General features: G+C 72.6%; 26 protein-coding genes. 6 read left to right on the top strand and 20 right to left on the bottom strand.

Annotation, left to right across the window (positions count from 1 at the left end):
- The 3 genes from AF1_RS06515 to AF1_RS06505 form a co-directional block, all read left to right on the top strand.
- Positions 1-918 (top strand): CNNM domain-containing protein (locus AF1_RS06515; RefSeq protein WP_067794090.1); only part of this gene is annotated, 918 nt, incomplete at its 5' end.
- Between the two features lie 58 nt (positions 919-976).
- Complete coding sequence (locus AF1_RS06510; protein WP_067794089.1) at positions 977-1210, top strand: helix-turn-helix domain-containing protein; 234 nt, start codon at positions 977-979, stop codon at positions 1208-1210.
- Positions 1211-1214: 4 nt separating this feature from the next.
- Positions 1215-1772, top strand: a complete 558-nt coding sequence (locus AF1_RS06505; protein ID WP_067794088.1) for a Clp protease N-terminal domain-containing protein — start codon at positions 1215-1217, stop codon at positions 1770-1772.
- A gap of 66 nt (positions 1773-1838) precedes the next feature.
- Here the strand turns inward: AF1_RS06505 and AF1_RS06500 are convergent, their stop codons facing one another.
- From AF1_RS06500 to gndA, 4 genes are all read right to left on the bottom strand, one after another.
- Complete coding sequence (locus AF1_RS06500) at positions 1839-2681, bottom strand: LLM class flavin-dependent oxidoreductase (protein ID WP_067794087.1); 843 nt, start codon at positions 2679-2681, stop codon at positions 1839-1841.
- A gap of 94 nt (positions 2682-2775) precedes the next feature.
- Entirely contained in the window at positions 2776-3576 is an 801-nt protein-coding gene (locus AF1_RS06495) for a carbon-nitrogen hydrolase family protein (RefSeq protein WP_067794086.1), read from the bottom strand.
- Positions 3577-3588: 12 nt separating this feature from the next.
- A complete protein-coding gene (locus tag AF1_RS06490; RefSeq protein ID WP_067794085.1) occupies positions 3589-6096 on the bottom strand; it encodes a DEAD/DEAH box helicase in 2508 nt (835 codons plus the stop codon).
- Positions 6097-6247: 151 nt separating this feature from the next.
- Positions 6248-7672 (bottom strand): NADP-dependent phosphogluconate dehydrogenase, encoded by a 1425-nt coding sequence (gene gndA, locus AF1_RS06485; RefSeq protein WP_067794084.1) that lies wholly within the window; start codon positions 7670-7672, stop codon positions 6248-6250.
- 143 nt (positions 7673-7815) lie between these two features.
- Here gndA and AF1_RS06480 point away from each other — a divergent pair, with 143 nt between their 5' ends.
- The gene (locus AF1_RS06480; protein WP_242608682.1) at positions 7816-8589 is read left to right on the top strand and encodes an HAD family hydrolase; all 774 of its coding nucleotides are present in this window, start codon (positions 7816-7818) and stop codon (positions 8587-8589) included.
- Positions 8586-10982 carry a glycoside hydrolase family 65 protein gene (locus tag AF1_RS06475; RefSeq protein WP_084262504.1) on the top strand — a complete coding sequence of 799 codons (2397 nt, stop codon included), beginning with the start codon at positions 8586-8588 and terminating at the stop codon, positions 10980-10982. The genes AF1_RS06480 and AF1_RS06475 overlap by 4 nt, the downstream gene beginning before the upstream one ends.
- A 42-nt stretch (positions 10983-11024) precedes the next feature.
- Here AF1_RS06475 and soxR read toward each other — a convergent pair whose 3' ends face one another.
- The 5 genes from soxR to AF1_RS06450 form a co-directional block, all read right to left on the bottom strand.
- Positions 11025-11588: a redox-sensitive transcriptional activator SoxR gene (gene soxR, locus AF1_RS06470; RefSeq protein WP_084262503.1), complete on the bottom strand. Its 564-nt coding sequence runs from the start codon at positions 11586-11588 to the stop codon at positions 11025-11027.
- Between the two features lie 63 nt (positions 11589-11651).
- Complete coding sequence (locus AF1_RS06465; RefSeq protein WP_067794083.1) at positions 11652-12227, bottom strand: HdeD family acid-resistance protein; 576 nt, start codon at positions 12225-12227, stop codon at positions 11652-11654.
- 141 nt (positions 12228-12368) lie between these two features.
- Entirely contained in the window at positions 12369-14186 is a 1818-nt protein-coding gene (locus AF1_RS06460) for a phosphoenolpyruvate carboxykinase (GTP) (protein WP_067794082.1), read from the bottom strand.
- Positions 14187-14363: 177 nt separating this feature from the next.
- Positions 14364-15425 carry an ABC transporter ATP-binding protein gene (locus AF1_RS06455; protein WP_067794081.1) on the bottom strand — a complete coding sequence of 354 codons (1062 nt, stop codon included), beginning with the start codon at positions 15423-15425 and terminating at the stop codon, positions 14364-14366.
- The gene (locus tag AF1_RS06450; protein ID WP_067794080.1) at positions 15422-16222 is read right to left on the bottom strand and encodes an ABC transporter permease; all 801 of its coding nucleotides are present in this window, start codon (positions 16220-16222) and stop codon (positions 15422-15424) included. Before AF1_RS06450 ends, AF1_RS06455 begins: the two co-directional genes overlap by 4 nt.
- 384 nt (positions 16223-16606) lie before the next feature.
- On the opposite strand from AF1_RS06450, the gene AF1_RS06445 reads away from it, so the two are divergent.
- Complete coding sequence (locus AF1_RS06445) at positions 16607-17209, top strand: hypothetical protein (protein ID WP_131732472.1); 603 nt, start codon at positions 16607-16609, stop codon at positions 17207-17209.
- Between the two features lie 6 nt (positions 17210-17215).
- On the opposite strand, the gene AF1_RS06440 is transcribed toward AF1_RS06445, so the two are convergent.
- The 11 genes from AF1_RS06440 to AF1_RS06390 all read right to left on the bottom strand — a co-directional run bounded on the left by AF1_RS06440 (position 17216) and on the right by AF1_RS06390 (position 26329).
- A complete protein-coding gene (locus tag AF1_RS06440) occupies positions 17216-17419 on the bottom strand; it encodes a hypothetical protein (RefSeq protein WP_067794078.1) in 204 nt (67 codons plus the stop codon).
- A gap of 109 nt (positions 17420-17528) precedes the next feature.
- Positions 17529-18926, bottom strand: coding sequence for a ribosome biogenesis GTPase Der (gene der, locus AF1_RS06435; protein ID WP_067794077.1), 1398 nt, complete (start codon positions 18924-18926; stop codon positions 17529-17531).
- Positions 18919-19581, bottom strand: a complete 663-nt coding sequence (gene cmk, locus AF1_RS06430) for a (d)CMP kinase (RefSeq protein ID WP_242608683.1) — start codon at positions 19579-19581, stop codon at positions 18919-18921. The genes der and cmk overlap by 8 nt, the downstream gene beginning before the upstream one ends.
- A 131-nt stretch (positions 19582-19712) precedes the next feature.
- Positions 19713-20804, bottom strand: coding sequence for a prephenate dehydrogenase (locus tag AF1_RS06425; RefSeq protein ID WP_255218783.1), 1092 nt, complete (start codon positions 20802-20804; stop codon positions 19713-19715).
- 85 nt (positions 20805-20889) lie between these two features.
- Positions 20890-21252: a chorismate mutase gene (aroH, locus tag AF1_RS06420; RefSeq protein WP_067794076.1), complete on the bottom strand. Its 363-nt coding sequence runs from the start codon at positions 21250-21252 to the stop codon at positions 20890-20892.
- A 28-nt stretch (positions 21253-21280) separates the two neighbouring features.
- On the bottom strand, positions 21281-22012 hold the full coding sequence (locus tag AF1_RS06415) for a pseudouridine synthase (RefSeq protein WP_067794075.1): 732 nt from the start codon (positions 22010-22012) through the stop codon (positions 21281-21283).
- A complete protein-coding gene (gene scpB, locus AF1_RS06410) occupies positions 22009-22584 on the bottom strand; it encodes an SMC-Scp complex subunit ScpB (RefSeq protein ID WP_067794074.1) in 576 nt (191 codons plus the stop codon). The genes AF1_RS06415 and scpB overlap by 4 nt, the downstream gene beginning before the upstream one ends.
- Positions 22577-23440, bottom strand: coding sequence for a segregation and condensation protein A (locus AF1_RS06405; protein ID WP_067794095.1), 864 nt, complete (start codon positions 23438-23440; stop codon positions 22577-22579). The genes scpB and AF1_RS06405 overlap by 8 nt, the downstream gene beginning before the upstream one ends.
- A 116-nt stretch (positions 23441-23556) precedes the next feature.
- Complete coding sequence (locus AF1_RS06400) at positions 23557-24117, bottom strand: hypothetical protein (RefSeq protein WP_067794073.1); 561 nt, start codon at positions 24115-24117, stop codon at positions 23557-23559.
- A gap of 128 nt (positions 24118-24245) precedes the next feature.
- Entirely contained in the window at positions 24246-25115 is an 870-nt protein-coding gene (locus AF1_RS06395; RefSeq protein ID WP_242608688.1) for a ParA family protein, read from the bottom strand.
- Between the two features lie 146 nt (positions 25116-25261).
- Positions 25262-26329 carry a site-specific tyrosine recombinase XerD gene (locus AF1_RS06390; protein WP_242608684.1) on the bottom strand — a complete coding sequence of 356 codons (1068 nt, stop codon included), beginning with the start codon at positions 26327-26329 and terminating at the stop codon, positions 25262-25264.
- Between the last annotated feature and the right edge of the window lie 11 nt (positions 26330-26340).

Below are 26340 nucleotides of genomic sequence, written 5' to 3'. Positions count from 1 at the left end.
CTGGAGCGGGCGGCGGCGCGCGGCGGGCGGGGCGCGGGCGCCGCCGTCGCCGGCATCGACGAGCTGTCGCTGACGCTGGCGGGCGTGCAGCTCGGCATCACGATGTGCTCGCTCGGTCTCGGCCTGGTGTCCGAGCCGGTGTTCGCGGGGGCGCTGACCCCGCTGTTCCACAAGGCCGGCCTCCCGGCGGGGGCCGCGCACGCGGTCGCGTTCGTGCTGGCCCTGGCGCTGGTGACGTTCCTGCACATGGTCGTGGGCGAGATGGCGCCGAAGTCGTGGGCGATCGCCGACCCGGAACGCTCGGCGATCGTGCTGGGCCTGCCGTTCCGCGCGTTCGCGACCGTCGTCCGCCCGGTGCTGGCGGCGCTGAACGGCGCGACGAACCTGCTGCTGCGCATGGCCGGCGTCCGGCCGGCCGACGCGCGGAAGGTGTCGCGGACGCCCGAGCAGCTGCGCAGCATCGCGCTGGAGTCGCGGCGGCTCGGGCTGATCGGGGAGAACGAGCTGACGCTGCTCACCACCGCGCTGGACGCGCCGCGCGCCCCGCTGGCCGGCCTCGTCGTCCCCGTCTCGGACATCGTGTCGGTCCCGGCCACGGCGTCCCCGCAGGAGGTCGTGGACACCGCCGCCCGCACCGGGCACATCCGGCTCATGGTGCGCGGTTCCGGCGGGCCGGGCCAGGCCCGGATGGTGCACGTCCGCGACGCCTACCTGGCCCGCGCGCGGGGCCGGGCGACACCCGCCGGGGAACTGGCGCACCCGGTGCCCGCGCTGCCGGCCGGTACCCCGGTCGGCGAGGCCGTCACCACCCTCAGGGCCCATCACAGCCATCTGGGCCTGGCCATCGCCCCGGACGGCCGCATCGCCGGCCTGATCAGCCTGGACGACCTGCTCACCACGCTGCTGACCGTCCGCTGACCCCGCCTTCGCGTCAACATCGGTTGACACACTCCGGCTGTCAACCTACATTGACATCATGAGCGATGGAGTGACGCTCGCCCAGGAGGCGAGCAGCCGGGACCCGGCGGTGGGCCTGCGGGCCGTGCGGGCGCTGCGCGAGCTGGCCGAGCGGCTGGAGGCGCTGCAGGTCGCCAGCGCCCGCGACCAGGGCTGGTCCTGGCAGGAGATCGCGGTCTGCCTCGGCGTGAGCAGGCAGGCCGTCCACAAGAAGCACGGCGGCGGGCGCCGCCTTCTGAAGAAGGAGCAGTAGCGAGATGTTCGAGCGTTTCACGCTGGCCGCCCGCGAGGCCGTCATCGGCGCCCAGAAGGAGGCGCGGGAGCTGCGCGACGAGCGCATCGGCACCGAGCACATCCTGCTGTCCCTGGCGGCGGGCGACGACGCGACGGGGCGCGCCCTGCGCGAGCACGGGCTCACCGCCGGCGACCTGCGGGCCAGGATCGCCCGCGCCGGCCGGCCCGGCGGAGACGCCCTCGACCCCGACGCGCTGCGGGCGATCGGCATCGACCTCGACGCCGTCCGGGAGGCCACCGAGCAGAGCTTCGGCGAGGGCGCCCTCGACGTCCCCGCCGCGAAGCCGGGCCGCCCCCGGACCGGGCACCTCCCGTTCACACCGAAGGCGAAGAAGTCCCTGGAGCTGAGCCTGCGGCACGCGCTCCGGCTCAAGCAGAAACAGATCGGCAGCGGGCACGTCCTGCTCGGCGTCCTGCACGACGACGGCTTCCTGTCGGTGCGGCTCGCGACGGAGGCGGGCGCGGACGTCGAGGAACTGCGCGCACACATCCGGCGGCTGCTCACCGCCAGGGCCGCGTGACCGGATGACCGGCCGCCGAGCCGGGCGTCGCGGGACGCCCTGATACGCGGCCGTCCCGGCCCGCGGTCACCGTCCGGCGAGCAGTTCCACCACGGGCGCGAACTCCTCGATGAACGCGGACGCGACCGACACGTACGACACACCCAGCTCGTCCCGCCGCCGGGCGAGCGTGCCGGCCATCTCGCGGGGTGTCCCGGACAGCTTGGCGATCGCGTCGGACCTCGCCATGGCCGCCGGGTCAACGCCCATCCGGGCGCTCAGCCATCCGGGCACCTCGTCGCCGACGACGTGCACCTGCGTGCACAGTTCGAGATCGTCGAACCGCTCCCCCGCCGCCGCCCGGACGACGGCCACGTACTCGGCGAGCCGCGCGTCGTCCGTCAGCGGCGGGACGCCGAACGCGACCGTGTCCGCCCGCCGCGCCGCCAGCCCGAGCATCCGCGGCCGGGACGCGGCGACGAGCACCCGCGGCCGGCGGCCCGTTCCGGCGAACAGTCCGCCGGGCGGTCGCTCGACGGCGTCGAGCACCCGCTCCACCTGGGCGAACCGCTCGGCGGGCGACCCGTAGGGGACGCCGAAGAGCGCCGCGTCATCCTCCCCGCCGGGACGGCCGGCGCCGATTCCCAGCTCGAAGCGGTCACCGGTGGCGAACGCCATCGAGGCGGCCTCCCAGGCGATCATGTGCGCGGGCCGCGTCGCCGCGGAGAGCACGAACGTGCCGACCCGCAGCGTCCTCGTGGCGCCCGCCGCCGCGGCGAGGGCCGCCGCGGGCATGGCCGTGCCGGACGTGTCGGGTGTCAGCAGCGTCGCGTAGCCGAGTTCCTCGGCGCGGCGCGCCTGGGCCGCCCAGTCCGCGCCGTCCCGTCCCCAGGCCGCCATCACTCCGAACCGGAACCGCCGATCCGCCATCGTCGCGCCTCCCCGTGTCGCCGTCCCACCATCTTGAGTGAGCACTCACTCAATCGTCAAGCCGATACGGGCGGCTCCGGGGTGCGCTACGGGTCTACTCGGTCCAGGTCACCGTGAAGCGGCGCAGGCCGAGCGCCGGGTTCTTCTCCCGGACGGCGGCGATCCGCTCCGGCGAGACCTCCCCGCACGCGACGCCCGGCCCCTCCCCCAGCGCGGCCGTGACCACGCCCATCGGATCGACGAGCATGCTGTTGCCGGCGCCCGTCGGGGCGCACTGGCCGGCGGCCGCCACGTAGATCGTGTTCTCGATCGCGCGGGCCCGGACCAGCGTCCGCCAGTGGTCCTCCTTGAGCGGGCCCGGCACCCAGTCGGCGGGCAGCACCAGGACGTCGGCGCCGGCGTCCACGATCCGCCGCGTCACCTCCGGGAACCGGACGTCGTAGCAGGTCTGCATGCCGAACGTGACGCCGTCGGCGGTGAACGTCTCCGGGTCGGTGATGTCGCCGGGCCTGACCAGCTCCGACTCCTTGTACCCGAACGCGTCGTACAGGTGCAGCTTGCGGTACTCGGCGACGATCTCCCCCGCCGGGCTCACCGCGACGAGCGTGTTGGAGATGCGTCCGGGCTCGTCCAGCCGCTCGTTCATGCCCGCGACGACGTGCACGCCGTACCGCCGGGCCAGGTCGCCGAGCGCGCCGGTGAACGGGCCGTCGAGCGGCTCGGCGGACTCGGCGAACCGGCCGTCCATCGCCGGCGCGGTGAACATGGCGAACTCGGGGAACACCACGACCCGCGCGCCGCGCCCGGCCGCCTCACCGGCGAGCTTCCCGACCGCCGCCAGGTTCTCGTCCTTGTCGACACCGGGCGCGAACTGCGCCACCGCGATCCGCAGCATGTACCGCCTCCCCTACATCCGGTCGACGCCGGTCACCCGGATCACGGCCTCGCCCTCCTGGTCCGAGCCCGCGAGGTCGACCTCGGCGCTGATCCCCCAGTCATGATGCCCCTCCGGGTCGTCGAACACCTGCCGGACCCGCCACAGCGCGTCCTGCGGGACCTCCTCGATCCGCAGCAGCTTCGGCCCGCGCGCGTCGGCGCCGGTGAGCAGCTCCTCGTGCTCGGCGAAATAGCCGTCCATCGCGTCCGCCCACGCGTCCGCACCGAAGTCGGGGTCCAGCTCGCCCAGCTGGTCGTAGCGCTCCAGCGCGGCCAGCTCCACCCGCCGGAACAGCGCGTTGCGGACCAGCACCCGGAACGCCCGCGCGTTCGCGGTCACCTTCGTGACCCGCTCCTCGATCGGCTCGTCCAGGTCCTCCTCGGCGGGGTTCGCGAGCTGCTCCCACTCGTCCAGGAGGCTGGAGTCGACCTGCCGGACCAGCTCGCCCAGCCACTCGATCAGGTCGATCAGGTCATCGGTCTTGATCGACTCCGGCACGGTCTGCTGCAGCGCCTTGTAGGCCCCCGACAGGTACCGCAGGACGAGACCCTCCGCCCGCGCCAGCTCGTAGTACCCGATGTACTCGGTGAACGTCATCGCCCGCTCGTACATGTCGCGCACGACGGACTTCGGACGCAGCGGATGGTCGCCGACCCACGGGTGCCCGGCCCGGTAGATCTCGTACGCGGCGCCGAGCTCGTCCTCCAGCGGCTTCGGATGGTCGACCTCCTGGAGCAGCTCCATCCGCTCCTCGTACTCGATGCCCTCGGCCTTCATCGCCTGGACGGCCTCGCCCCGCGCCTTGTTGACCTGCGCCGCGAGGATCTGCCGCGGGTCGTCCAGCGTCGTCTCGATCACCGACAGGACGTCCAGCGCGTACGACGGCGACGCCGGGTCGAGGACCTCGAACGCCGCCAGCGCGAACGTCGACAGCGCCTGGTTGAGCGCGAAGTCCTCCTGGAGATCCACGGTGACGCGCGCGTACCGGCCCTGCTCGTCGGGCTCGGGCAGCACCTCCACGACCCCGCCCGCAAGCAGCGACCGGTAGATGGCGATCGCCCGGGAGATGTGCCTGCGCCGCGCGGCCGGCTCCTCGTGGTTGTCGGTCAGCAGCCGCTTCATCGCCTGGAACGCGTTGCCCGGCCGCGCGATCACCGACAGCAGCATCGCGTGGCTCACCTGGAACCGCGACCGGAGCATCTCCGGCTCGGCCTCCTGCAGCTTCTTGAAGACGTCCTCGTCCCAGCCGACGAACCCCTCGGGCGGCTTCTTGCGCTGCACCTTCCGCCGCTTCTTCGGATCGTCGCCCGCCTTGGCGAGCGCCTTCTCGTTCTCCACCACGTGCTCGGGCGCCTGCGCGACGACGAACCCGACCGTGTCGAACCCGGCCCGTCCCGCCCGCCCGGCGATCTGGTGGAACTCCCGCGCCCGCAGCCGCCGCACCCGATGCCCGTCGTACTTGCTGAGCGCGGTGAAGACCACGGTCCTGATCGGCACGTTCACCCCCACCCCCAGGGTGTCGGTCCCGCAGATCACCTTGAGCAGGCCGGCCTGCGCGAGCCGCTCCACCAGCCGCCGGTACTTGGGCAGCATCCCGGCATGGTGCACCCCGATCCCGTGCCGGACGAACCGCGACAGGTTCCGCCCGAACTTCGTGGTGAACCGGAAGTTGCCGATCAGCTCCGCGATCCGCGCCTTCTCCGCCTTGGTGCACACGTTGACGCTCATCAGCGCCTGCGCCCGCTCGATCGCCGCCGCCTGCGTGAAGTGCACCAGGTACACCGGCGCCTTCTGCTCGGCCAGCAGCTCCTCGATCGTCTCGTGCAGCGGCGTCACCCGGTAGTCGTAGATCAGCGGGACGGGCCGCTCCGCCGACGTCACCAGCGCCGTCGGCCGTCCCGTCCGCCGCATGAGGTCCTTCTGGAAGAACGAGACGTCCCCCAGGGTGGCCGACATCAGCAGGAACTGCGCCTGCGGCAGTTCCAGCAGCGGGATCTGCCACGCCCACCCGCGCTCGGGCTCGGCGTAGAAGTGGAACTCGTCCATGACGACGACGCCGATGTCGGCGTCGGCACCGTCCCGCAGCGCGATGTTCGCCACCACCTCGGCGGTGCAGCAGATGATCGGCGCGTCCGCGTTCACGCTGGCGTCGCCGGTCATCATCCCGACGTTCTCGCGCCCGAACATCTCGCACAGGTCGAAGAACTTCTCCGACACCAGCGCCTTGATCGGCGCGGTGTAGAACCCGACCTGATCCCTCCCGAGCCCCGCGAACAGCGCCCCCGCCGCCACCAGGCTCTTCCCCGACCCGGTCGGCGTCGACAGGATCACGTTCGCGCCCGAGACGACCTCGATGAGCGCCTCCTCCTGCGCGGGATACAACGTGATCCCGCGCCCCGACACCCACCGCTCGAACGCCTCGAACAGCGAATCGGCGTCGGCGTCGTTTCCGGAGGGAAGTTCATCGATCAGGCTCACCCCTCCATCCTGCCCCCAATCGCCCACTGCCCGCGTCACCGGCGCTTCCCGGCGCACACCGCGACCGCCCCGATTCCGGCCGCCACCGGATCGAGCATCTCGCCGATCTCTTGCCATTCCGGTCCCGTGACGCCCAGAGCATCAAGGTTCCTCACCCGGTGACCTCGGTACGGTCACCGCCCCAGAGGGTGTGGAAAGTGCCCTCGCGGTCGACGCGGCGGTAGGTGTGGGCGCCGAAGTAGTCGCGCTGGCCCTGGGTGAGCGCGGCCGGGAGGCGGCCGGCGCGCAGGGAGTCGTAGTAGGCCAGGGCGGTGGCGAAGCCGGGCGCCGGGATGCCTAGGCGGGCGGCGGTGGCGACGACGTCGCGCCAGGCGTCCTGGGCGTCGCCCACGGCCTCGGCGAAGTGGCCGTCGGTCAGCAGCGTGGGGGTCTGCGGGTCGGCCTCGTAGGCGGCGCGGATGCGGTCCAGGAAGCGGGCGCGGATGATGCAGCCGCCACGCCAGATCGTGGCCATCGCACCGAGGTCGATGTTCCAGCCGTACTCGGCGCTGCCCGCCTGGATCTCGTGGAAGCCCTGCGCGTACGCGACGATCTTGGACGCGTAGAGGGCCTTCTCGACGGCGTCGGCGAAGCCGGAGCCGGCGGCGGCGCCGCGGGACGGGCCGGGCAGGTCCCGGGCGGCCTCGCGCAGGGCGGCATGGCCGGAGACGGAGCGGGCGAAGACGGCCTCGGCGATTCCGCCGACCGGGACGCCGAGGTCAAGGGCGGTCTGGACGGTCCAGCGGCCGGTGCCCTTCTGCTCGGCCCGGTCGAGGACGACGTCCACGAACGGCTTGCCGGTGGACGCGTCGGTGTGCGCGAGGACCTCGGCGGTGATCTCGACCAGATAGGACTCCAGCCGGCCGGTGTTCCAGGTGCGGAAGACCTCGGCGATCCCGGCGGGTTCGAGCCCGGCGGCGTACCGGAGCAGGTCGTAGGACTCGGCGATCAGCTGCATGTCGGCGTATTCGATGCCGTTGTGCACCATCTTGACGAAGTGCCCGGCGCCGTCGGGGCCGACGTGGGTGCAGCAGGGCGTCCCGTCCACCTTGGCGGCGATGTCCTCCAGCAGCGGGCCGAGCGCCGCGTAGGACTCGGCGGAGCCGCCCGGCATGATGCTCGGGCCGTGCAGCGCGCCCTCCTCGCCGCCGGAGATGCCGGTGCCGACGAAGTGGACGCCGCGTTCGCGGAGGGCCGATTCGCGGCGGCGGGTGTCGGCGAAGTGGGCGTTGCCGCCGTCCACGATCATGTCGCCGGGCTCCAGCAGCGGGGCGAACTCGTCGATGACGGCGTCGGTCGGCGCGCCGGCCTTCACCATGATCACCAGCCGGCGGGGGCGTTCCAGGGAGGCGACGAACCGCTCCGGCGTCTCGGCCGGCAGGAACGTCCCCTCGTCGCCGAACTCCTCCACCAGCGCCTTGGTCCGGCTGGAGGTGCGGTTGTGAACGGCGACGGGATGTCCGTGCCGGGCGAGGTTGCGGGCGAGGTTCCGGCCCATCACCGCCAGCCCGGTGACGCCGATTCGCGCCTTCTGCATTGGCTCACTCCTCCTCGTGTGCGACCCTGACCGAGGGGTTGTACGCGGATCGCGATCCCCTCGTTCGGGCGGCCGGGCCCCCATGCCGGCGCTCGGCACGGGAACGGATCTCGCGGTGCGGATCGTCTTCGGCCTTCTCTTCGATGGTGACATTCCAGGGGGTGCGGATGCTGGGACTGCCGGACGCGGCGGCGGCGTGTCTGTTCGATCTCGACGGTGTGCTGACCCGGACGGCGGCCGTCCACGCCGCGGCGTGGAAGGAGATGTTCGACGGCTACCTGCGCGAACGGGCGGAAAGGACGGGTGGGCCGTACACCGAGTTCGACCCGGTGGACGACTACGGCCGGTACGTCGACGGCAAGAAGCGCGAGGACGGGACGCGCTCGTTCCTCGCGTCACGCGGCATCACGCTGCCGGAGGGCGATCCGGACGATCCGCCGGACCGGGAGACGGTCCGCGGTCTCGGCAACCGGAAGAACGCCCTGATGCTCAAGATCATCGAGGAGAGGGGCGTCGAGACCTTCGACGGCTCCATCGGCTACGTCCGCGCCGCGCGCAAGGCCGGGCTGAAGACGGCGGTGGTGTCGTCGAGCGCCAACACCGTCCAGGTGCTGCGGACGGTCGGCATCACCGACCTGTTCGACGCCCGCGTGGACGGCGTCGTCGCGGCGGAGCGGCACCTGCCCGGCAAGCCCGCCCCGGACATGTTCCTGGAGGGCGCGCGGGAGCTCGGCGTCCCGGCGGAGAAGGCGGTGGTGTTCGAGGACGCGCTCGCCGGTGTCCAGGCGGGACGGGCCGGCGGGTTCGCGTACGTGGTGGGCGTCAACCGGGTGGGCGACGCGCACGCGAAGGCGCTCGCCGAGCACGGCGCCGACGTGGTGGTCGACGACCTGTCCGAGCTGCTGGAGGAGCGGTGACCGAGCGGGAGGGGCGGATCGCCGTCGACCGGCCGGTGTTCACGGTGGAGCCCTGGTGCGTGCGCGAGCCGGAGCTGCGCCTGGACCGGCTGGCGCAGAGCGAGTCGGTGTTCGCGCTGTCCAACGGGCATCTCGGCATGCGCGCCAACCTGGACGAAGGAGAGCCGCACGGCCTGCCGGGCACCTACCTGAACTCGTTCTTCGAGCTGCGCCCGCTGCCGCACGCCGAGACCGCCTACGGCTACCCCGAATCGGGGCAGACGGTCATCAACGTCACCAACGGCAAGGTGATCCGCCTCCTGGTGGACGACGAGCCGCTCGACGTGCGGTACGGCCGCGTCCACCACCACGAGCGGGTGCTGGACATGCGGGCGGGCACGCTGACCCGGCACGTCGAGTGGACCTCCCCCGCCGACAAGACGATCAAGGTCACCTCGGTACGGCTGGTGTCGCTGACCCAGCGGGCCGTCGCGGCGATCTGCTACGAGGTGGAGCCGGTGGGCGAGGCGGTCCGCGTGGTCGCCCAGTCCGAGCTCGTGGCCAACGAGGCGCTGCCCGGCGGCGGCAAGGACCCGCGCTCGTCGGCGATCCTGGACAGCCCGCTGGTGAGCGAGGAGCACTTCGCCAACGGCACCAAGGTGCTGCTGCTGCACCGTACGCGGCAGAGCGGGCTGCGGATGGCCGCCGGCATGTCGCACCACATCGACGGGCCCGAGTCGATGGCGATCGAGACCGAGAGCTCCCCGGACGTGGGCCGGCTGACGATCGCGACACGGCTGGAGCCGGGGCAGAAACTCTGCATCGTCAAGTATCTGGCGTACGGGTGGTCGAGCCGGCGCTCCCGGCCCGCGCTGCACGACCAGGTGGTCGGGGCGCTGGCGGGCGCGCGGCAGACCGGCTGGGACGGCCTGCTGAACGAGCAGCGCGAGTATCTCGACGCCTTCTGGGAGGGGGCGGACGTCGAGGTCGAGGGCGACGCCGAGATCCAGCAGGCGGTCCGGTTCGGGCTGTTCCACATCCTGCAGGCGGGCGCGCGCGCGGAACGCCGCATGATCCCGGCCAAGGGGCTGACAGGGCCCGGCTACGACGGGCACACGTTCTGGGACACCGAGACGTTCGTCCTGCCCGTGCTGACCTACACGTCCCCGAGCGCGGCGGCGGACACGCTCGCCTGGCGGCACATGACGCTGCCGCTGGCCTGCGAGCGCGCCCGCCAGCTCGGCCTGCACGGTGCCGCGTTCCCCTGGCGGACGATCCGGGGCCAGGAATGCTCCGGCTACTGGCCCGCCGGAACCGCCGCGTTCCACATCAACGCCGACGTCTCCGACGCCATCGTCCGGTATGTGGACGCCACCCGGGACGAGCAGTTCGAGCGAGAGATCGGCCTCGACATCCTGGTGCAGACCGCCCGGCTCTGGCGCAGCCTCGGCCACCACGACGTCGGCGGCGTGTTCCGCATCGACGGCGTCACCGGCCCGGACGAGTACAGCGCGATCGCGGACAACAACGTCTACACCAACCTCATGGCGCGCCGGAACCTGCAGGCGGCCGCCGAGACGGCGATGCGCCACCCGGACGTCGCCGACCGGCTCGGGGTGAACGCCGAGGAGGCCGCGTCGTGGCGGGACGCGGCGGCGGCCATGCTGATCCCCTACGACGACCGGCTCGGCGTCCACCCGCAGAGCGAGAGCTTCACCAACCACGCCCGCTGGGACTTCGCGTCCACCAAACCCGACCACTACCCCCTGCTGCTGAACTTCCCCTACTTCGACCTGTACCGCAAACAGGTCGTCAAGCAGGCGGACCTCGTCCTCGCCATGCACCTGTGCGGGGAGGCGTTCACCGACGAACAGAAGGAGCGCAACTTCACCTACTACGAGGCGCTGACCGTCCGGGACTCCTCACTGTCGGCGCAGACCCAGGCCGTCATCGCGGCCGAGGTCGGCCAGCTGGAACTGGCCCACGACTACCTCGGCGAGACCGCGCTGGTGGACCTGCACGACCTCAACCACAACACCCGCGACGGCCTGCACATCGCCTCGATGGCGGGGGCGTGGAGCGGGCTCGTCGCCGGGTTCGGCGGCATGCGGGCCCGCAGGGGGGAGCTCCGGTTCGCGCCGCGGCTGCCCGGCGGGATCAGCCGGCTGGCGTTCCGGATGCGCTACCGGGGCAATCTGATCAAGGTCGGGGTGACCGGGGAGGAGGCCCGCTACGAGCTGCTGGACGGCCCGGGCCTCGCCCTGTGGCATCACGGCGAGAAGTTCACCCTCGCCGACGAGGCCGTGGAACTGCCGATCGAGCAGATCCCGGCCCGCCCGGCGCCGGCCCAGCCGGCCGGCCGCGAACCGACCCCGCGCCGCTTCGACCCCCACGTCCGCGCCCCCCGCCGCTGACACCGCGACCACCGGCACCATAGGAACACCGGCACCGGGGGGTCAGTCCGCGTGGCCGTGAGCGCCCGCGGAGGTGCAGGCGTCCACGCAGGCCGCGGGCAGCGCGTCCGCCGCCGCCCCGCCCTTCCCGGGCGGGGCGTCCCCGGCGGGGCGGCCGGTGAGGAGCCTGCGGGGGCCGGGGCCCTCGTCGCCCAGGCGGTCGTACGGGTTGGCCAGGGCGCATTTGCTGATCGACAGGCAGCCGCAGCCGATGCAGTCGGTGAGGTCGTCGCGGAGCCGTTCGAGCTGCCGGATGCGCTCATCGAGGTCGCTCCGCCACGTCTCGGAGAGGCGCGCCCAGTCCGCGACCGTGGGGGTGCGTTCCTCGGGGAGGGTGGCGAGCGCGGCGCGGATGTCGCTGAGCGGGATGCCGACGCGCTGCGACACCCTGATGAACGCGACGCGGCGGAGCGTGTCGCGGGTGAAGCGGCGCTGGTTGCCGGCCGTCCGGCGGCTGCTGATCAGCCCCTTGGACTCGTAGAAGTGCAGCGCCGAGACGGCCACGCCGCTGCGCTCGGCGAGTTGCCCGACGGTCAGTTCGTGCACCCGGTGTTCCAGCCGTGTCATGGCCCGCATCCTATGCGACCTCAACCAGACTTGAGGTTCCGTCGGGGACGCGGGACCGGGCGGCTAGGAGCGGACGGCCTGGCCCGTCCGGCCGTACCCTCCGGACGCCCGGCCGAGCCGGCGCAGCCGGAACGCCACGCCGATCATGGCGGCGCCGGTCATGATCGCCAGCAGCCCGATCAGCCAGACGATCGCGATCGCGCCGGAGACCGGCCACGCGAACAGCAGGATCCCGAACAGCAGCGAGATCGCGCCGGTCAGCACGTACACCCAATCGCCCCTCAGCTCCTTGCGCAGTGCGAGCGCGACCACGATCTCCAGCACGCCGGTGGCGACCGCCCACGCGGCGATCAGCATCAGCAGGACGAACGCGGTGATGCCCGGCCACACCAGTGCCGCGATGCCGAGCGCGATCCCGGCGGCCCCCGACAGTGCGAGCAGGCCGCGCGGCCCGCCGGTCGTCCCGCGGACCGCCTGCACCACCGCGATCACGCCGTCCGCCAGGGCGTACGCGCCGAACAGCAGCACCAGTGTGAAGACGGTGATGCCCGGCCACACCCAGGCGATGATGCCGAACAGGATCGCGAACGTGCCGCGCAGCGCGAGCACCCACCAGTGGCGGGTCATCAGGTCGAACATTCCGGGCCTTCCGGGACGGGGACTTCCTCCAGTGCTAACCGCCGTTCCCCGTGGGGAACGCCAAGGCCGGGCGCGGACTTCGCAAAGTCCGCGCCCGGCCCTCGGGTCACGCCGGTGCCGGCCCGGTGCCGGGCCCCCGGGTCAGTTCTCCAGGCGGCGCACCAGGTCGTGGTACTCGTCCCACAGCGCCTTCGGCATGTGGTCGCCGAACTTCTCGAAGAACTCCGGCACGAGAGCGGCCTCCTGCCTCCACACCTCGGTGTCGACCGACAGGAGCATCTCCAGGTCGGCGTCGTCGATGGTGAGGCCGTCGGTGTCGAGCGCCTCCCTGGTCGGCAGGTGCCCGATCGGGGACTTGGCGGCGTCGGCCTTGCCGTTCAGCCGCTCGACGATCCACTTGAGGACGCGGCTGTTCTCCCCGAAGCCGGGCCAGACGAACTTGCCGTCGGCGTTCTTGCGGAACCAGTTGACGTAGTAGATCCGCGGGAGCTTCTCGGCGTCGGTGGCCTTGCCGATCTCCAGCCAGTGGCCGAAGTAGTCGCCCATGTTGTAGCCGCAGAACGGCAGCATCGCGAACGGGTCGCGGCGCAGCTCGCCGACGGCGCCCTCGGCGGCGGCGGTCTTCTCGGAGGCGATGTTGGCGCCGAGGAACACGCCGTGCTGCCAGTCGAACGACTCGGTGACGAGCGGGACGGCGGAGGCGCGCCGGCCGCCGAACAGGATCGCCGAGATCGGGACGCCCTTGGGGTCCTCCCACTCGTCGGCGATGATCGGGCACTGCCCGGCCGGGGTGGTGAAGCGGGCGTTCGGGTGGGCGGCCGGGGTCTCGGAGTCCGGCGTCCAGTCGTTGCCCTTCCAGTCGGTCAGGTGCGCGGGCGGCTCGTCGGTGAGGCCCTCCCACCACACGTCGCCGTCGTCGGTGAGCGCCACGTTGGTGAAGATGCTGTTGCCCCAGAGCGTCTTCACGGCGTTGGAGTTGGTGCTCTCGCCGGTACCGGGCGCGACACCGAAGAACCCGGCCTCCGGGTTGATGGCGTAGAGGCGGCCGTCGTCGCCGAACCGCATCCAGGCGATGTCGTCGCCGATCGTCTCGACCTTCCAGCCCGGGATGGTCGGCTCCAGCATCGCAAGGTTGGTCTTGCCGCAAGCGGACGGGAACGCGGCGGCGACGTAGCGGGTCTCACCGGTGGGCGGCGTCAGCTTCAGGATGAGCATGTGCTCGGCCATCCAGCCCTCGTCGCGGGCCATCGTGGACGCGATGCGCAGCGCGTAGCACTTCTTGCCCAGCAGCGCGTTGCCGCCGTACCCGGACCCGTACGACCAGATCTCCCGGGTCTCGGGGAAGTGGGTGATGTACTTGGTGGAGTTGCAGGGCCACTTGGCGTCCTGCTGGCCGGGCTCCAGCGGGGCGCCGACGGAGTGGACGGCCTTGACGAACGAGCCGCGCTCCTCGATGAGCCGCAGCGCGCGCTCGCCCATCCGCGTCATGATCCGCATGGACACCGCGACGTAGGCGGAGTCGGTGATCTCGACGCCGAGCTGCGAGATGTTGCCGCCCAGCGGGCCCATGCAGAACGGCACCACGTACATGGTGCGCCCCTTCATGCAACCGTCGAAGAGCCCGTCCAGGGTCTCCTTCATCTCGGCGGGCGCGACCCAGTTGTTGGTGGGACCGGCGTCCTCCTCCTTCTCGGAGCAGATGAACGTGCGGTCCTCCACGCGGGCCACGTCGGTGGGGTCGGACGCGGCGTGGAAGCTGTTCGGCCGTTTGGCCGGGTCGAGCCGTGTGAGCGTGCCCTGCTCGACGAGGAGGCCGGTCAGCCGCTCCCACTCCTCGTCCGAGCCGTCACACCACTCGACGCGGTCCGGCTCGGTCAGCTCGGCGATCCCGCGCACCCACTCAATCAGTTCGGTGTGGCCGGTTGGGGCCTGGTCGAGGCCGGGGACCTGGATGGACACGGGCAACTCCTTCAGCTGTTCGCAGGATGTTTGCATGATGAACAAGACCCGTCGTTTTTGCCATTTGGTCTGGACCAATCCCGTCCACTTTTGGGGCATCATGCCCGCTTTGTGATTGTTATCACCTGGAGTCGGGCGGGACGGGGCGGCGTCCGGCGCTTCCCGGCCTTGATCGGCTCAAGCTGGGTAAACGTGGGTCTCGGTGGCCTTCACAGCCGCCCAGACCGCGCTGCCCTCCGACAATTGGAGTTCCGCCACGGCCGCCGGGGTCACGTCCGCGACGGCGTCGAAAGGCGGGTCGCAGAGCCGCACCCGGACGCGGTCCCCCTGCCGCTCGACCGCCGCCACCCGGGCGCGCCAGAGGTTGCGGGGGCTGCCGTCGGGACGGGTCCGGTACAGCGCCACCGAGGACGGCGCGAAGGCTATGAAGACCTCACCGTCGAGGGAGTCCACCGTGTCCAGCGTCCGGTCGCCGTCGCCGATCGTCACGGTGCCGCCCTCCGCCCGTCCCCGGTACAGGTTCAGCCCGACGAGCCGCGCCACATAGCCGGTGCGGGGATGGCGGGCGACGTCCGCGGGCGTCCCCTGCTGGACGAGGCGCCCGTCCTCGATCACCACGATGCGGTCGGCCAGCACCATCGCGTCCAGGGGGTCGTGGGTGACCAGCACGGCCGCGCCCGCGAACCCGGCGAGGTGGCGGCGCAGCGCGGCCCGGATCTCCAGCCGCGTGTGGGCGTCGAGGGCCGCGAGCGGCTCGTCCAGCAGGAGCAGGCCCGGATCGACGGCGAGCGCACGGGCGAGGGCGACGCGCTGCGCCTGCCCGCCCGACAGCGCCCGGGGCCGGGCGGAGGCGTATTCGGCGAGCCCCACCCGCTTCAGCCATCCGGCGGCGACGCGGCGGGCGGCGCGGCGGCCCGCGCCCTGGCAGCGCGGCCCGAACGCGACGTTCTCCAACGCGCTGAGATGCGGGAACAGCAGGTAGTCCTGGAAGACCATGCCGATGCCGCGGCGGTCCGGCGGCAGCGGGCGCAGGTCCTCGCCGTCCACCCGGATGTACCCGCCCGCCATCGGGACGAGCCCGGCCAGCGCGCGCAGCGCGGTGCTCTTGCCCGCGCCGTTGGGCCCGAGCAGCGCGACGACCTCGCCCGGCGCGGCGGTGAGCGCCAGGTCGAGATCGAACCCGGCGCGCCGCACGACGAGCCGCGCGTCCAGCCCCCTGTCCCCGGTGCTCCCGCTCATGTGGAGGTGTTCACCCACCTGTCCCGAAGCGCGGCCAGGACGACGACGGACACGGCGAGCAGGACGAGGCTGAGCACGATCGCGGCCTGCGGGTCGGTCTCCAGCGCCAGGTAGACGGCGAGCGGCATCGTCTGCGTCCGGCCGGGGAAGTTGCCCGCGAAGGTGATCGTGGCACCGAACTCACCGAGCGCCCGCGCCCAGCACAGCACGGCGCCGGCCGCCACTCCGGGCGCGACGAGCGGCAGCGTGACCCGGCGGAAGACCGTCCAGCGGCCGGCGCCGAGGGTGGCGGCCGCCTCCTCGTAGCGCAGGTCGGCGGCGCGCAGCGCACCCTCCACGCTGATCACCAGGAACGGCATCGCGACGAACGTCTCGGCGAGCACGACCCCGGCGGTGGTGAACGGGAACGTGATCCCGAACGCCGAGTCCAGCCAGCCGCCGACCAGGCCGCGCCGTCCGAGCACCAGCAGCAGCGCGACACCGCCGACGACCGGCGGCAGCACCAGCGGCACGGTCACCAGCGCGCGGACGAGACGGACACCGGGGAAGCGGACGCGGGCCAGCGTCCAGGCCAGCGGCACGCCGAGCACCAGGCACAGGCAGGTGGCGAGGGTGGCGCTGAGCAGGGAGAGACGCAGCGCGTCCAGGACCTGCGCCCGCATGAGCCGGGTGCCGAGCGTCGACCAGGGCGCCCGGACGAGCAGCCCGAAAAGCGGCAGCACCAGGAACCCCAGCCCCGCCAGCGCGGGCAGCAGCAGGATCCATGGCGGGCGCCCGGCTCCGGACCGCTCCCTCACGGCGCCTCGAAGCCCGCCCGGCCCAGCACGCCGGGATGCGAGCCGGTGCCGGCGCCGACCCCGAGAAGCGCGGCCGCCTCACCGATCCTGAACGTGGTCACGCGGCAACCCTACCCAACCGCATATACAAGGGAAAGAGCGCTCCATGGCTGGAAAACATGGATTGACCAGGGCTATCCGACCCGCAGGTGCGACAGGCGCCCCTTCGGCGCCGCCTCTGTGGTCATTCCCACCTTCGCCCTGTCTCCGAGCCGTTCCCTGCCGTGCCCTTCGAAAATGTCCCCTTTTGGGACAAGTGAGGGTTTCCTGGCCGTGTGGAGCGCCCAGCTCGGGGTAAACGGTGTCCCAAAACAACATCGGACAGCCCGGTCAGGAGGAATGATCATGACTGGGACCATGCGAGTCCCGCGCACCCGGGGCGCCCTCAGCGGGATCCTGCTGATCCCGCTGGGCCTGTGGGGCGGCCTGCTGCCCTTCGCCGGCCCCTATTTCGGCTTCGGTTTCGCGCCGGACGACACCTGGGTCTACACCACCGCCCGGCTGCAGTTCAGCATCGTGCCCGCCGCCGCCGTCGTCCTGGGCGGGCTCATACTGCTCTTCAGCGCCAACCGGGTGTCCGGCATGTTCGGCGGCTGGCTGGCCACGCTCGGCGGCGCCTGGTTCGCCGTCGGCCCGCTCCTCGCGCCGCTGTGGGACGCCCAGGGCGTCGGCGCCCCGCTCGGCACGGGCGAAGGGCAGCGGATCGCCGAACAGCTCGCCGGACTCACCGGCCTCGGCGTCGTCATCGTGTTCCTCGCCGCGTCCGCGCTCGGCCGGTTCGCCGTCGTCGGCGTCCGGGAACGAGCCCTGCTGGACGAGCCCGAACCCGGCGGCTCGAACACCACGCAGCCACTGGTCTACGGACGCCACGCGCCCGAGAACCAGCCCGGACGGCAGCCGCGGCAGGACGACCAGCACGTCGCCGGCGAGCCGCGCTACGACCGCTGACGGCCGTCAGCGGTTGCGGGCGCGCATGTTACGGACCGCCGCGGGGGTCTCGTAGCTGCCGCGCTCCTCGTCCGTCGGCACGTCGTCACGGTCGGTGAACATCGCGGCGAACGCGACGAGCAGACCGACCCCGCCGATCCACGGCTCCCGCCAGGCGAAACCGAGACCCACGCAGACGGCCGCGGCGGAGATGAGCAGCAGCAGCTTCACATCGCACCCTTCGTCGAGTAATGGAAGACTTACCCGCGCCCCGTAGCAGGCATCCTGACATGCCGCGGCCCGCCAGGGAAGATCCCCGGCGGGCCGCACCCGCGCACCGCTACTTCCTGCCCTTGCCGCGCTTCTCGCGGATCTTCATCGTGATGTCGAGCGGCGTCCCGGCGAAACCGAACTCCTCCCGCAGCCGCCGCTCGATGAACCGCCGGTACCCCTCCTCCAGGAACCCGGACGTGAACAGCACGAACCGCGGCGGGCGCACCCCCGCCTGCGTCGCGAACAGCACACGCGGCTGCTTGCCGCCCCGCACCGGATGCGGGTGCGCGTTCACCAGGTCGGCGAAGAACTGGTTCAGCTTGGACGTCGGGACCCGCGTCCCCCAGCCCTCCAGGGCCGTCTCGATGGCCGGCACCAGCTTCTCCACGTGCCGGCCGGTCTTCGCGGAGATGTTCACCCGCGGCGCCCACCGCGCGTTGTGCAACTGCCGGTCGATCTCGCGCTCCAGATAGTGGCGGCGCTCCTCGTCCAGCAGATCCCACTTGTTGTAGGCGATCACCAGCGCGCGGCCCGAGTCGACCACCATCGAGATGATCCGCAGGTCCTGCTCGGCGAGCGGCTGGTCGGCGTCCACCAGCACCACCGCGACCTCGGCGCGCTCCAGCGCCGACTGCGTGCGCAGCGTCGCGTAGAAGTCGGCGCCCTGGTTCTCCCGGTGCCGCCGCCTGATCCCGGCCGTGTCGATGAACCGCCACGTCCTGCCGCCCAGCTCGATCAGCTCGTCCACCGGGTCGCGGGTCGTCCCGGCCACCGAGTCCACGACCGCGCGGGCCTCCCCCGCGAGCTTGTTCAGCAGGCTCGACTTGCCGACGTTCGGACGCCCCAGCAGCGCGATCCGGCGCGGGCCGCCCTCCGCGCCGAACGTCTCCGGCGGGGCCTGCTCCGGCAGCGCCTCCAGCACCGCGTCGAGCAGATCACCGCTGCCGCGCCCGTGCAGGGCGCTGACCGGGTGCGGCTCGCCGATGCCGAGCGACCACAGCAGCGCCGCGTCCGACTCGGCGCCCGCGTCGTCGACCTTGTTGGCGACCAGCACCACCGGCTTCCCGGACCGGCGCAGGATCTCCACCACGGCCTCGTCCACGTCGGTGGCGCCCACGGTCGCGTCCACCACGAACATGACCACGTCGGCCAGGTCGACCGCCAGGCGCGCCTGCTCGGCGATCGCCGCGGCCAGGCCGGAGGAGTCGGGCAGCCATCCGCCGGTGTCGACGACGGTGAACCGGCGCCCGCTCCATGTCGCGTCGTAGGCGACCCGGTCGCGGGTCACGCCCGGGACGTCCTCCACGACGGCCTCGCGGCGGCCGAGGATCCGGTTGACGAGGGTGGACTTGCCGACGTTCGGCCGCCCCACCACCGCCACCACCGGCGCCGGTCCCGCGTCCCCGGCGGCGTCCTCGGCGACGTCCGCCGTCTCGATCTCGTATTCGCTCAAATGCTCACTCATGCTCTTTGGCGAGGCGGACTACCGCCTCGATGACCTCGGCGAGGCTCAGCTCCGTCGAGTCGATCTCGTGCGCGCCGGCCGCCTTCGCCAGCGGCGACGCCTTCCGGGTGGAGTCGAGCCGGTCCCGGCGCGCCTGCTCGGCCTGCGTGACCGACACCGACGCGCCCGGGTCGGCCGCGAGGTCCTTCGCACGGCGCGCGGCGCGCGCCTCCTCGCTGGCCGTCAGGTACACCTTCACGGGCGCGTCCGGCACGACGACCGTGCCGATGTCGCGGCCCTCCACCACGATCCCGCCGGCGCCGATGATCTCGCGCTGCAACTCGACCAGCCGGGCCCGGACGGCCGGGACGGCGCTGACCGCGCTGACCGCGTTCGTCACCTCGCGGGTGCGGATCGGGCCGGACACGTCCGTCCCGTCCACCGTGATCGCGGGCGCGTCCGGGTCGGTGCCGCACGCGATCTCCGGGTCGAGGGCGCGGGCCGCGACGGCGGCGCCGTCCTCGACCGGGACGCCGTTCTCCAGCATCCACCACGTCATGGCCCGGTACATCGCGCCGGTGTCGAGGTACCGCAGCCCGAGCGCACGGGCGACCCCCTTGGACGCGCTTGACTTGCCCGAACCGGAGGGTCCGTCCATGGCGATGACGAGCGGCACGATCGCTCCCTCTCTGTTTCGTTGGAGCGCCCGCCTGCGAAGGGCGGGCGAAGCGGGCGGCGCTCGTCGCCGCACCGGCGCAGGAATCCCCCCGGACAAGCCCCGGCGAACCAGGCTACCGGTCCCGCAGACTAGCCGGGGACCGACCAGCCGCGGGCGCGCAGCTCGGCGGCGAGCCGTTCGGCGGCCTCCGGCACCACCGACAGCTCCAGCACCCCCACCGGGCGGCCCGGCGAATGCTCGATCGTCACATCCTCGATGTTGACCTGCGCGATCCCCGCCGCCTGGAAGATCATCGCCAGCTCGCCCGGACGGTCCGGGATGACCACCTGGACGGTCGCGTAGGCGGGCTGGCGGCCGCCGTGCTTGCCGGGGATGCGGGACCGGCCCGCGTTCCCGCGCAGCAGCAGGTCCGCGACGTGCGCGGCGGCCTCCTCGCTGCCGTCGCGCAGCAGCGAGGAGGCCACCGCCAGATCGGTGGCGACGGCCTCCAGGACGTCCGCGACCGGCGCGGAGTTCGCCGACAGGATGCCGATCCACAGCCGCGGGTCGCTCGCCGCGATCCGCGTCACGTCCCGGACGCCCTGCCCGGCCAGGCCCAGCGCCACATCGTCCGCGCCGGTCAGCCGGGCCGCGACCGCGGCCGACACCACGTGCGGGGCGTGCGACACCAGCGCCACGGCCCGGTCGTGCTCGGCGGCGTCCACCTCGACCGGCATCGCCCCGCACGCCCGCACCAGCCCCGTGACGATCCGGACCGTCTCCGGCGTCGCCTCCGGGGGCGCGCACAGCGCCCACGGGCGGCCGAGGAACAGGTCGGCGCGCGCGGCGCCCGGCCCCGACCGCTCGCTTCCGGCGAGCGGATGGCCCGCCACGAACGTCGTCAGGTCGCAGCCCAGCTCGGCGGCCTGCGCCAGCGGCAGCGCCTTCACGCTCGCCACGTCGGTGTAGGCGGTCGCGAGGCCGCGCTTCTGCGCGTCCAGCAGCGTCACCGCCACCGCCGCGGGCGGCACCGCCAGCACCGCCAGGTCGGCGGGCTCCTCGTGCGCCCCGTCCGGCAGCGCCTCACCGGCGCCCAGCTCCACGGCAAGGCCCAGCGCCGCCGTGTCCCGGTCGGTCAGCAGCACCTCGGCGCCGCGCTCCCGCATGGCCAGGGCGATCGACGTGCCGATCAGCCCCGTCCCGACCACGACGATGCGCCGCGCCACCACGTCCTCACTCACGCCGCAACCCTACTGCGCCCCATGCCCTGCCTCGCTCCGCCCGGGCGCCACCGCGCCCCGCACCCTGCCTCGCTCCGCGAGGGCGCTACTGCGCGATGTCGAGCCGCAGCGCCGTGGCGCCGCGCAGGTACACGTGCTGGACGTCCGAGCGGGGGCGGTCCGTCTCGATGTGCGCCATCAGCCGGATCACCCGCGGCAGCGAACCGGGAACCCCGATCTCGGTCGCGCACAGCAGCGGCACCTCGTGGAAGCCGAGCTTGCGGGCGGCGAGCGCCGGGAACTCCGCCGTCAGGTCCGGTGTCACCGTGAAGATGACGCTGATCACGTCGTCGGTGCTCAGCCCGTTGCGGGCCATCACCTCCGAGACCAGCTCCGTCGTCGCCTCCAGGATCTGGTCCCGGTCATCGGCGTCGATCTGCGTCGCCCCGCGGACCGCGCGTACCGCCACAGTCGTCTCCTCCTCGTCTCCGGTGCCGCTACAGCCCCACGGCCTTGTACAGCTCGCCGACCTCCCGCACGGTCAGCGCCCGCATCGTGCCCGGTTTCAGCGACCCCAGCCTGATCGGCCCGAACTCTATGCGGGCCAACTGCTGGACGGGGAACCCGGCCTCCTTCAGCAGCCGCCGCACGATGTGCTTGCGTCCCTCGTGCAGCGTGATCTCCACCAGGACGCGGCGGCCGACCTGGTCGAAGATGCGGAACCCGTCGGCCTTGGCGGGCCCGTCGTCCAGCACCACCCCGGCCTTCAGCCGCCTGCCGAGGTCACGCGGAACCGGGCCGTGGATCTCCGCCAGGTACGTCTTGGACACCCCGTAGGACGGGTGGGTCAGCCGGTGCGACAGCTCCCCGTCGTTGGTGAGCAGGATCAGGCCCTCGGTGTCGGTGTCGAGCCGGCCGACGTGGAACAGCCGCTCGGGCACCTCCACATAGTCGGCGAGGGACTTGCGGCCCCGCTCGTCCGACATCGTGGACACCACCCCGCGCGGCTTGTTGATCGCGTAGTACCGCATCTCGGCGCGGGTCTCGACGCGCTTGCCGTCCACGTGGATGACGGCGGTCCGCGGGTCGACGCGCTCGCCGAACCGGAACACCTTCTTCCCGTTGACGGTGACGCGGCCCTCGCCGATCAGCTCCTCGCAGTGGCGGCGGCTGCCGACCCCGGCCTCGGCCAGAACCTTCTGCAGCCGCACGCCCTCGTTGTCGCTCACGAATCCTCAACTATGTCTTCTGGCAGGTCATCGGGAAGATAGGGGGCGAGCTCCGGCAGCTCGTCGAGATCGCGCAGACCGAGCCGTTCCAGGAAGTACCCCGTCGTCCGGTACAGGTGCGCCTGCGACTCCGGGTCCTGCCCGGCGTCCTCGATCAGGCCGCGCAGCGTCAGCGTCCGCATGACGCCGTCGCTGTTGACGCCGCGGATCGCCGACACACGGGCACGGCTCACCGGCTGCCGGTAGGCGACGACGGCGAGCGTCTCCAGCGCGGCCTGGGTCAGCCGCGCCTGCTGCCCGTCGGTGACGAACCGCTCCACGACCGGGGCGCACACGTCCCGGGTGTAGAACCGCCATCCGCCGGCGACCTCCCTGAGATCGAACCCGCGGCCCTGCCCGGTGTATTCCGCGGCCAGTTCCCGCAGCGCCCCGGCGACCTCGTCACGGGGACGCTCCAGCAGCTGCGCGAGCGTCAGCACCGTGATCGGCTCGTCCGCCACCAGCAGAAGCGCCTCGATCGAGGCGCGCAGCCCCGGAAGCTCCGGCACACCCGCGCCGGATTGCTCACTCATCGTCGTCCTCGTCCTTCGTCTGGGCCTCGTCCTTCTTCGGGGCCCCCTCGTAGTCGTCGCCGACCTCGACGTCGCCCTCGTCGGTGCCGGTCCAGATCACGTGCAGCTCACCGAGGGGCTCGTCCTGCTCGAACGTGACGGCCCGCTCCCGGTACAGCTCCAGCAGCGCCAGGAACCGCGCGACGACCTCGAAGGTGCCCTCCGCGTCGGAGGCGAGAACGCGGAACGTCGTGCGGCGCAGCCGGCGGAGCCGCTCCACGACGATCGCTGCCTGCTCCTTGACGCTCGCCTTCGGCTGGTACATGTGCTCGACCGACACCGCGGGCGGCGCCTTCGGCGCGAGGGCCCTGGCGGCGAGCCGCGCGAACTCGTCCGGGCCGAGGCCGAGCAGCACCTCCGGCAGCAGGTTCGCGAATCTCGGCTCCATCGGCACCAGGCGCGGGAACCGGCGGCTCGCCTCCGCGATCCGGCCGGCGAGCACCTGCGCGACCTCCTTGTAGGCGCGGTACTGCAGCAGCCGCGCGAACAGCAGGTCGCGGGCCTCCAGCAGCGCCAGGTCCTCCTCGTCGTCGACCTCGCCGGACGGCAGCAGCCGCGCGGCCTTGAGGTCGAGCAGCGTCGCGGCGACCAGCAGGAAGTGGCTGGCCTGGTCGAGGTCCCACTCCCTGCCGTAGGAGCGGATGTGCGCGATGAAGTCGTCGGTGACCTTGTGCAGCGACACCTCGGTGATGTCGAGCTTGTGCTTGGAGATCAGGCCGAGCAGCAGGTCGAACGGGCCCTCGAAGTTGTCCAGGTGGACGCGGAACCCGTGCTCCTCCTCGGCCTCCCGCTCCGGCTCCGGCGACGTCTCGTCCACGTCGCTCACGGTAGCGGAGAACTCCTCCCGCGCTGTGCTCACCGGCCCCATCGTCCCATGCCCGGCGCGTGCTCGCACCACGGACGATCACGAGCGGTGACGGGGGCGTCCGGCCGCTACCGCCCGGTCAGCCGGCGGGTGAGAAGCTCCGCCTCGCTGCGGGTGCCGGACCCGGCCGCCCCACCGTAGATCTCCATCGCACCTCCCGGGATGGCGCTCATCACCTGCGGGGGCTCGGAGAGGAGCGTCCCGCCGACGAGCATCCCCATCCGGCCGCTCGGCAGCCCGTCAGCGGACGCCTGGGCGGCCCTGCCGGTCAGCGCGGCCAACCCGGACCTGTCCGCCGGCGCCAGCGTCACCGACACGCTCCAGCCGGTGCGGCCGGTCGCGGGGTCGGGCGCGAGCGTCCCGACCTTCTCCAGTCTCCGCACGGTCAGCCGGTCCGCGCCGAACGTGTAGCAGGAGGACGCCCCGGCGACCGTGACCGCCGGGGCGGAGCACGGCGGGTCGGAGACCTGCTCGACCAGCGCGAACGTCAGCGGTTCCCGCAGCTCGACCGGGCCGACCGAGACGAGCGGCGCGGGGTCGCCGTCGGCGGCGGTGACGACGAGGTAGCCGACGGCGCCGCCGATCACGAGGAGGACGGTGAGGAACGCGGCGAACAGCACGACGACCATCGCGCCCCCGCTCCGCCTGGGGGCGGGCGAAGGGACGCCTGGCGGCGGATCGTACGGAAGTGGCGGGGGGTGCCCCATAGGTGCGCTCCGTGGGGGGTCAGGAGCCGCCGGACGACCTCACCCGGCGCTCATTCGGCATCGTCGGCCCATCGCACCAGGACCTCCCGCGCAAGGCTCCGGTACGCGTTCGCACCCATCGAACTGGGGTCGAAGAACGTGATCGGCTCCCCGGCGACGGTCGCGTCGGGGAAACGCACCGTCCGGTTGATGACGGTATGGAAGACCTTGTCGCCGAACGCCTCGACGATGCGGCCGAGAACCTCACGGGTGTGCAGCGTCCGCGAGTCGTACATGGTGCCGAGGACCCCGTCGATGACGAGGTCCGGGTTGATGCGGCCCTGCACCTTGTCGATGGTCTCCATCAGCAGCGCGACGCCGCGCATCGCGAAGTACTCGCACTCCAGCGGGATCAGCACGCCCTCGCTGGCCGCCAGCGCGTTCACCGTCAGCAGGCCGAGCGACGGCTGGCAGTCGATGAGGATGCAGTCGTAGTGCGGGACGGCCGACTTCAGCACCTGCTGCAGGATGTACTCCCGCCCGACCTCGTGGACGAGCTGGACCTCCGCGCCGGACAGGTCGATGTTGCTCGGCAGCAGGTCCATCCCGTCGACACCGGTCTCGATGACGACGTCCTCCCACTCGGTGTCGTGTTCGAGCAGCAGGTTGTGGATCGTCACGTCGAGCTGGCGCGGATCTCCTTTGCCGAGACCGACCGACAGGGCGCCCTGGGGGTCGAAGTCGACGAGCAGGACCCGGCGGCCGTACTCGGCGAGCGCCGCGCCCAGATTGATCGTCGTGGTGGTCTTGCCCACGCCGCCCTTCTGGTTGCAGACGGCCACGATCCGCGCGGGCCCGTGCTCGGCCGGCGGCTCCGGCTCCGGGAACACCGGAACGGGTCGCTGAGTGGGTCCGAGGGCCCGGCTCGGATCGGTCTCTATGGTGGCGGAGGAAAGGACTCCATCCGCACGGTTGGTGCTGGTCACCAGATCCCTCCCCGGCGGCCCGGAAATGCCATCCAGAACGGGGACTCTAGGGCCGTCCGTCCCCGGGCCACAAGCCGACGCGCGCCGAACGTCGCGATTTGTCAGTGTGCCGGTCCGTCCGGTTCGTCCCCTGGTGCGCCTCTCGGCGGGCCGCTCCGGGCGCGCGGATGCGACGTCGCGTAGACCTCGCGCAGCAACTGGACCGTCACCAGCGTGTACACCTGCGTGGTGGTCACGGACGCGTGCCCGAGCAGTTCCTGGACGACGCGGACGTCGGCTCCGCCGTCCAGCAGATGGGTCGCGAAGGAATGCCGCAGCGTGTGCGGGGACACCTGCGACAGCCGCGCCCGGTCGGCGGCGGCGCGCAGCACCATCCAGGCGCCCTGCCGCGACAGCCGCCCGCCGCGCGCGTTCAGGAACAGCGCCGGGCCGCCCCGTCCCGCCCCGGCGAGTTCCGGCCGCGCCCGCACCAGGTAGGCGTCCACGGCCTCGCGGGCGTAGTCGCCGATCGGCACCACCCGGGCCTTGCCGCCCTTCCCCGCGACGCGGGCGAACCCGTCCCGCAGGTCGAGGTCGTCGACGTCCAGGCCGACGGCCTCCGAGATGCGCGCCCCCGACCCGTAGAGCAGTTCCAGCAGCGCGCGGTCGCGGAGCCCGCGCGCGGTGCCGGCATCGCCGGGCGGGCCGGCCGCCGCGGCGAGCAGCCGCTCCACGTCCGCCAGGGAGATCGCCTTCGGCAGCCGGCGCGGCGGCGCCGGCGGCTTGACATCGTGGGCGGGATCCCCGGCGGCCAGGCCCTCCCGCAGCGCGAACCGGTGCAGGCCCCGGACGGCGACGAGCGCGCGCGCCGCCGAACCCGCCGACAGCGGCGGATGGTCGTCGTCGCCCTCCCGCAGCCCCATCAGGAACGCGCGGACGTCGTCCTCGGTGATCTCGCCGATCGCCGCGCGGCCCCGCGCGTCCTGCATCTCGACGTAGCGGCGCAGGTCACGCCGGTAGGAGCTGAGCGTGTTGGCGGCCAGGCCCCGCTCGACGGCCAGATGCCCCAGATAGGCGCGCACCGCCGAGCCGAGCGCGGGACCCGCGCCCTGCGCGGTGCTCCGGGGGGACGGGGTCGGGGACAGTGCGCCACCTCTTCCGGCCGTGGACTCCGGGGACCCGCCCATCATGCCCCCTCCGG

Source organism: Actinomadura formosensis NBRC 14204 (assembly GCF_001552155.1).
Taxonomy (GTDB): domain Bacteria; phylum Actinomycetota; class Actinomycetes; order Streptosporangiales; family Streptosporangiaceae; genus Spirillospora; species Spirillospora formosensis.
Note: the sequence above shows the minus strand (reverse complement) of the source record. Positions and strands in the feature narration are given on the sequence as shown.

Coding starts and splice junctions, on each gene's coding strand:
- AF1_RS06500 (WP_067794087.1), bottom strand. CDS start 2,681: ATGGCGGATCGGCGGTTCCGGTTCGGAGTGATGGCGGCCTGGGGACGG.
- der (WP_067794077.1), bottom strand. CDS start 18,926: ATGAGTGAGCATTTGAGCGAATACGAGATCGAGACGGCGGACGTCGCC.
- soxR (WP_084262503.1), bottom strand. CDS start 11,588: ATGACACGGCTGGAACACCGGGTGCACGAACTGACCGTCGGGCAACTC.
- AF1_RS06505 (WP_067794088.1), top strand. CDS start 1,215: ATGTTCGAGCGTTTCACGCTGGCCGCCCGCGAGGCCGTCATCGGCGCC.
- AF1_RS06400 (WP_067794073.1), bottom strand. CDS start 24,117: ATGGTCGTCGTGCTGTTCGCCGCGTTCCTCACCGTCCTCCTCGTGATC.
- AF1_RS06510 (WP_067794089.1), top strand. CDS start 977: ATGAGCGATGGAGTGACGCTCGCCCAGGAGGCGAGCAGCCGGGACCCG.
- scpB (WP_067794074.1), bottom strand. CDS start 22,584: ATGAGTGAGCAATCCGGCGCGGGTGTGCCGGAGCTTCCGGGGCTGCGC.
- AF1_RS06455 (WP_067794081.1), bottom strand. CDS start 15,425: ATGAGCGGGAGCACCGGGGACAGGGGGCTGGACGCGCGGCTCGTCGTG.
- AF1_RS06480 (WP_242608682.1), top strand. CDS start 7,816: ATGGTGACATTCCAGGGGGTGCGGATGCTGGGACTGCCGGACGCGGCG.
- gndA (WP_067794084.1), bottom strand. CDS start 7,672: ATGCAGAAGGCGCGAATCGGCGTCACCGGGCTGGCGGTGATGGGCCGG.
- AF1_RS06445 (WP_131732472.1), top strand. CDS start 16,607: ATGACTGGGACCATGCGAGTCCCGCGCACCCGGGGCGCCCTCAGCGGG.
- AF1_RS06390 (WP_242608684.1), bottom strand. CDS start 26,329: ATGATGGGCGGGTCCCCGGAGTCCACGGCCGGAAGAGGTGGCGCACTG.
- AF1_RS06465 (WP_067794083.1), bottom strand. CDS start 12,227: ATGTTCGACCTGATGACCCGCCACTGGTGGGTGCTCGCGCTGCGCGGC.
- AF1_RS06495 (WP_067794086.1), bottom strand. CDS start 3,576: ATGCTGCGGATCGCGGTGGCGCAGTTCGCGCCCGGTGTCGACAAGGAC.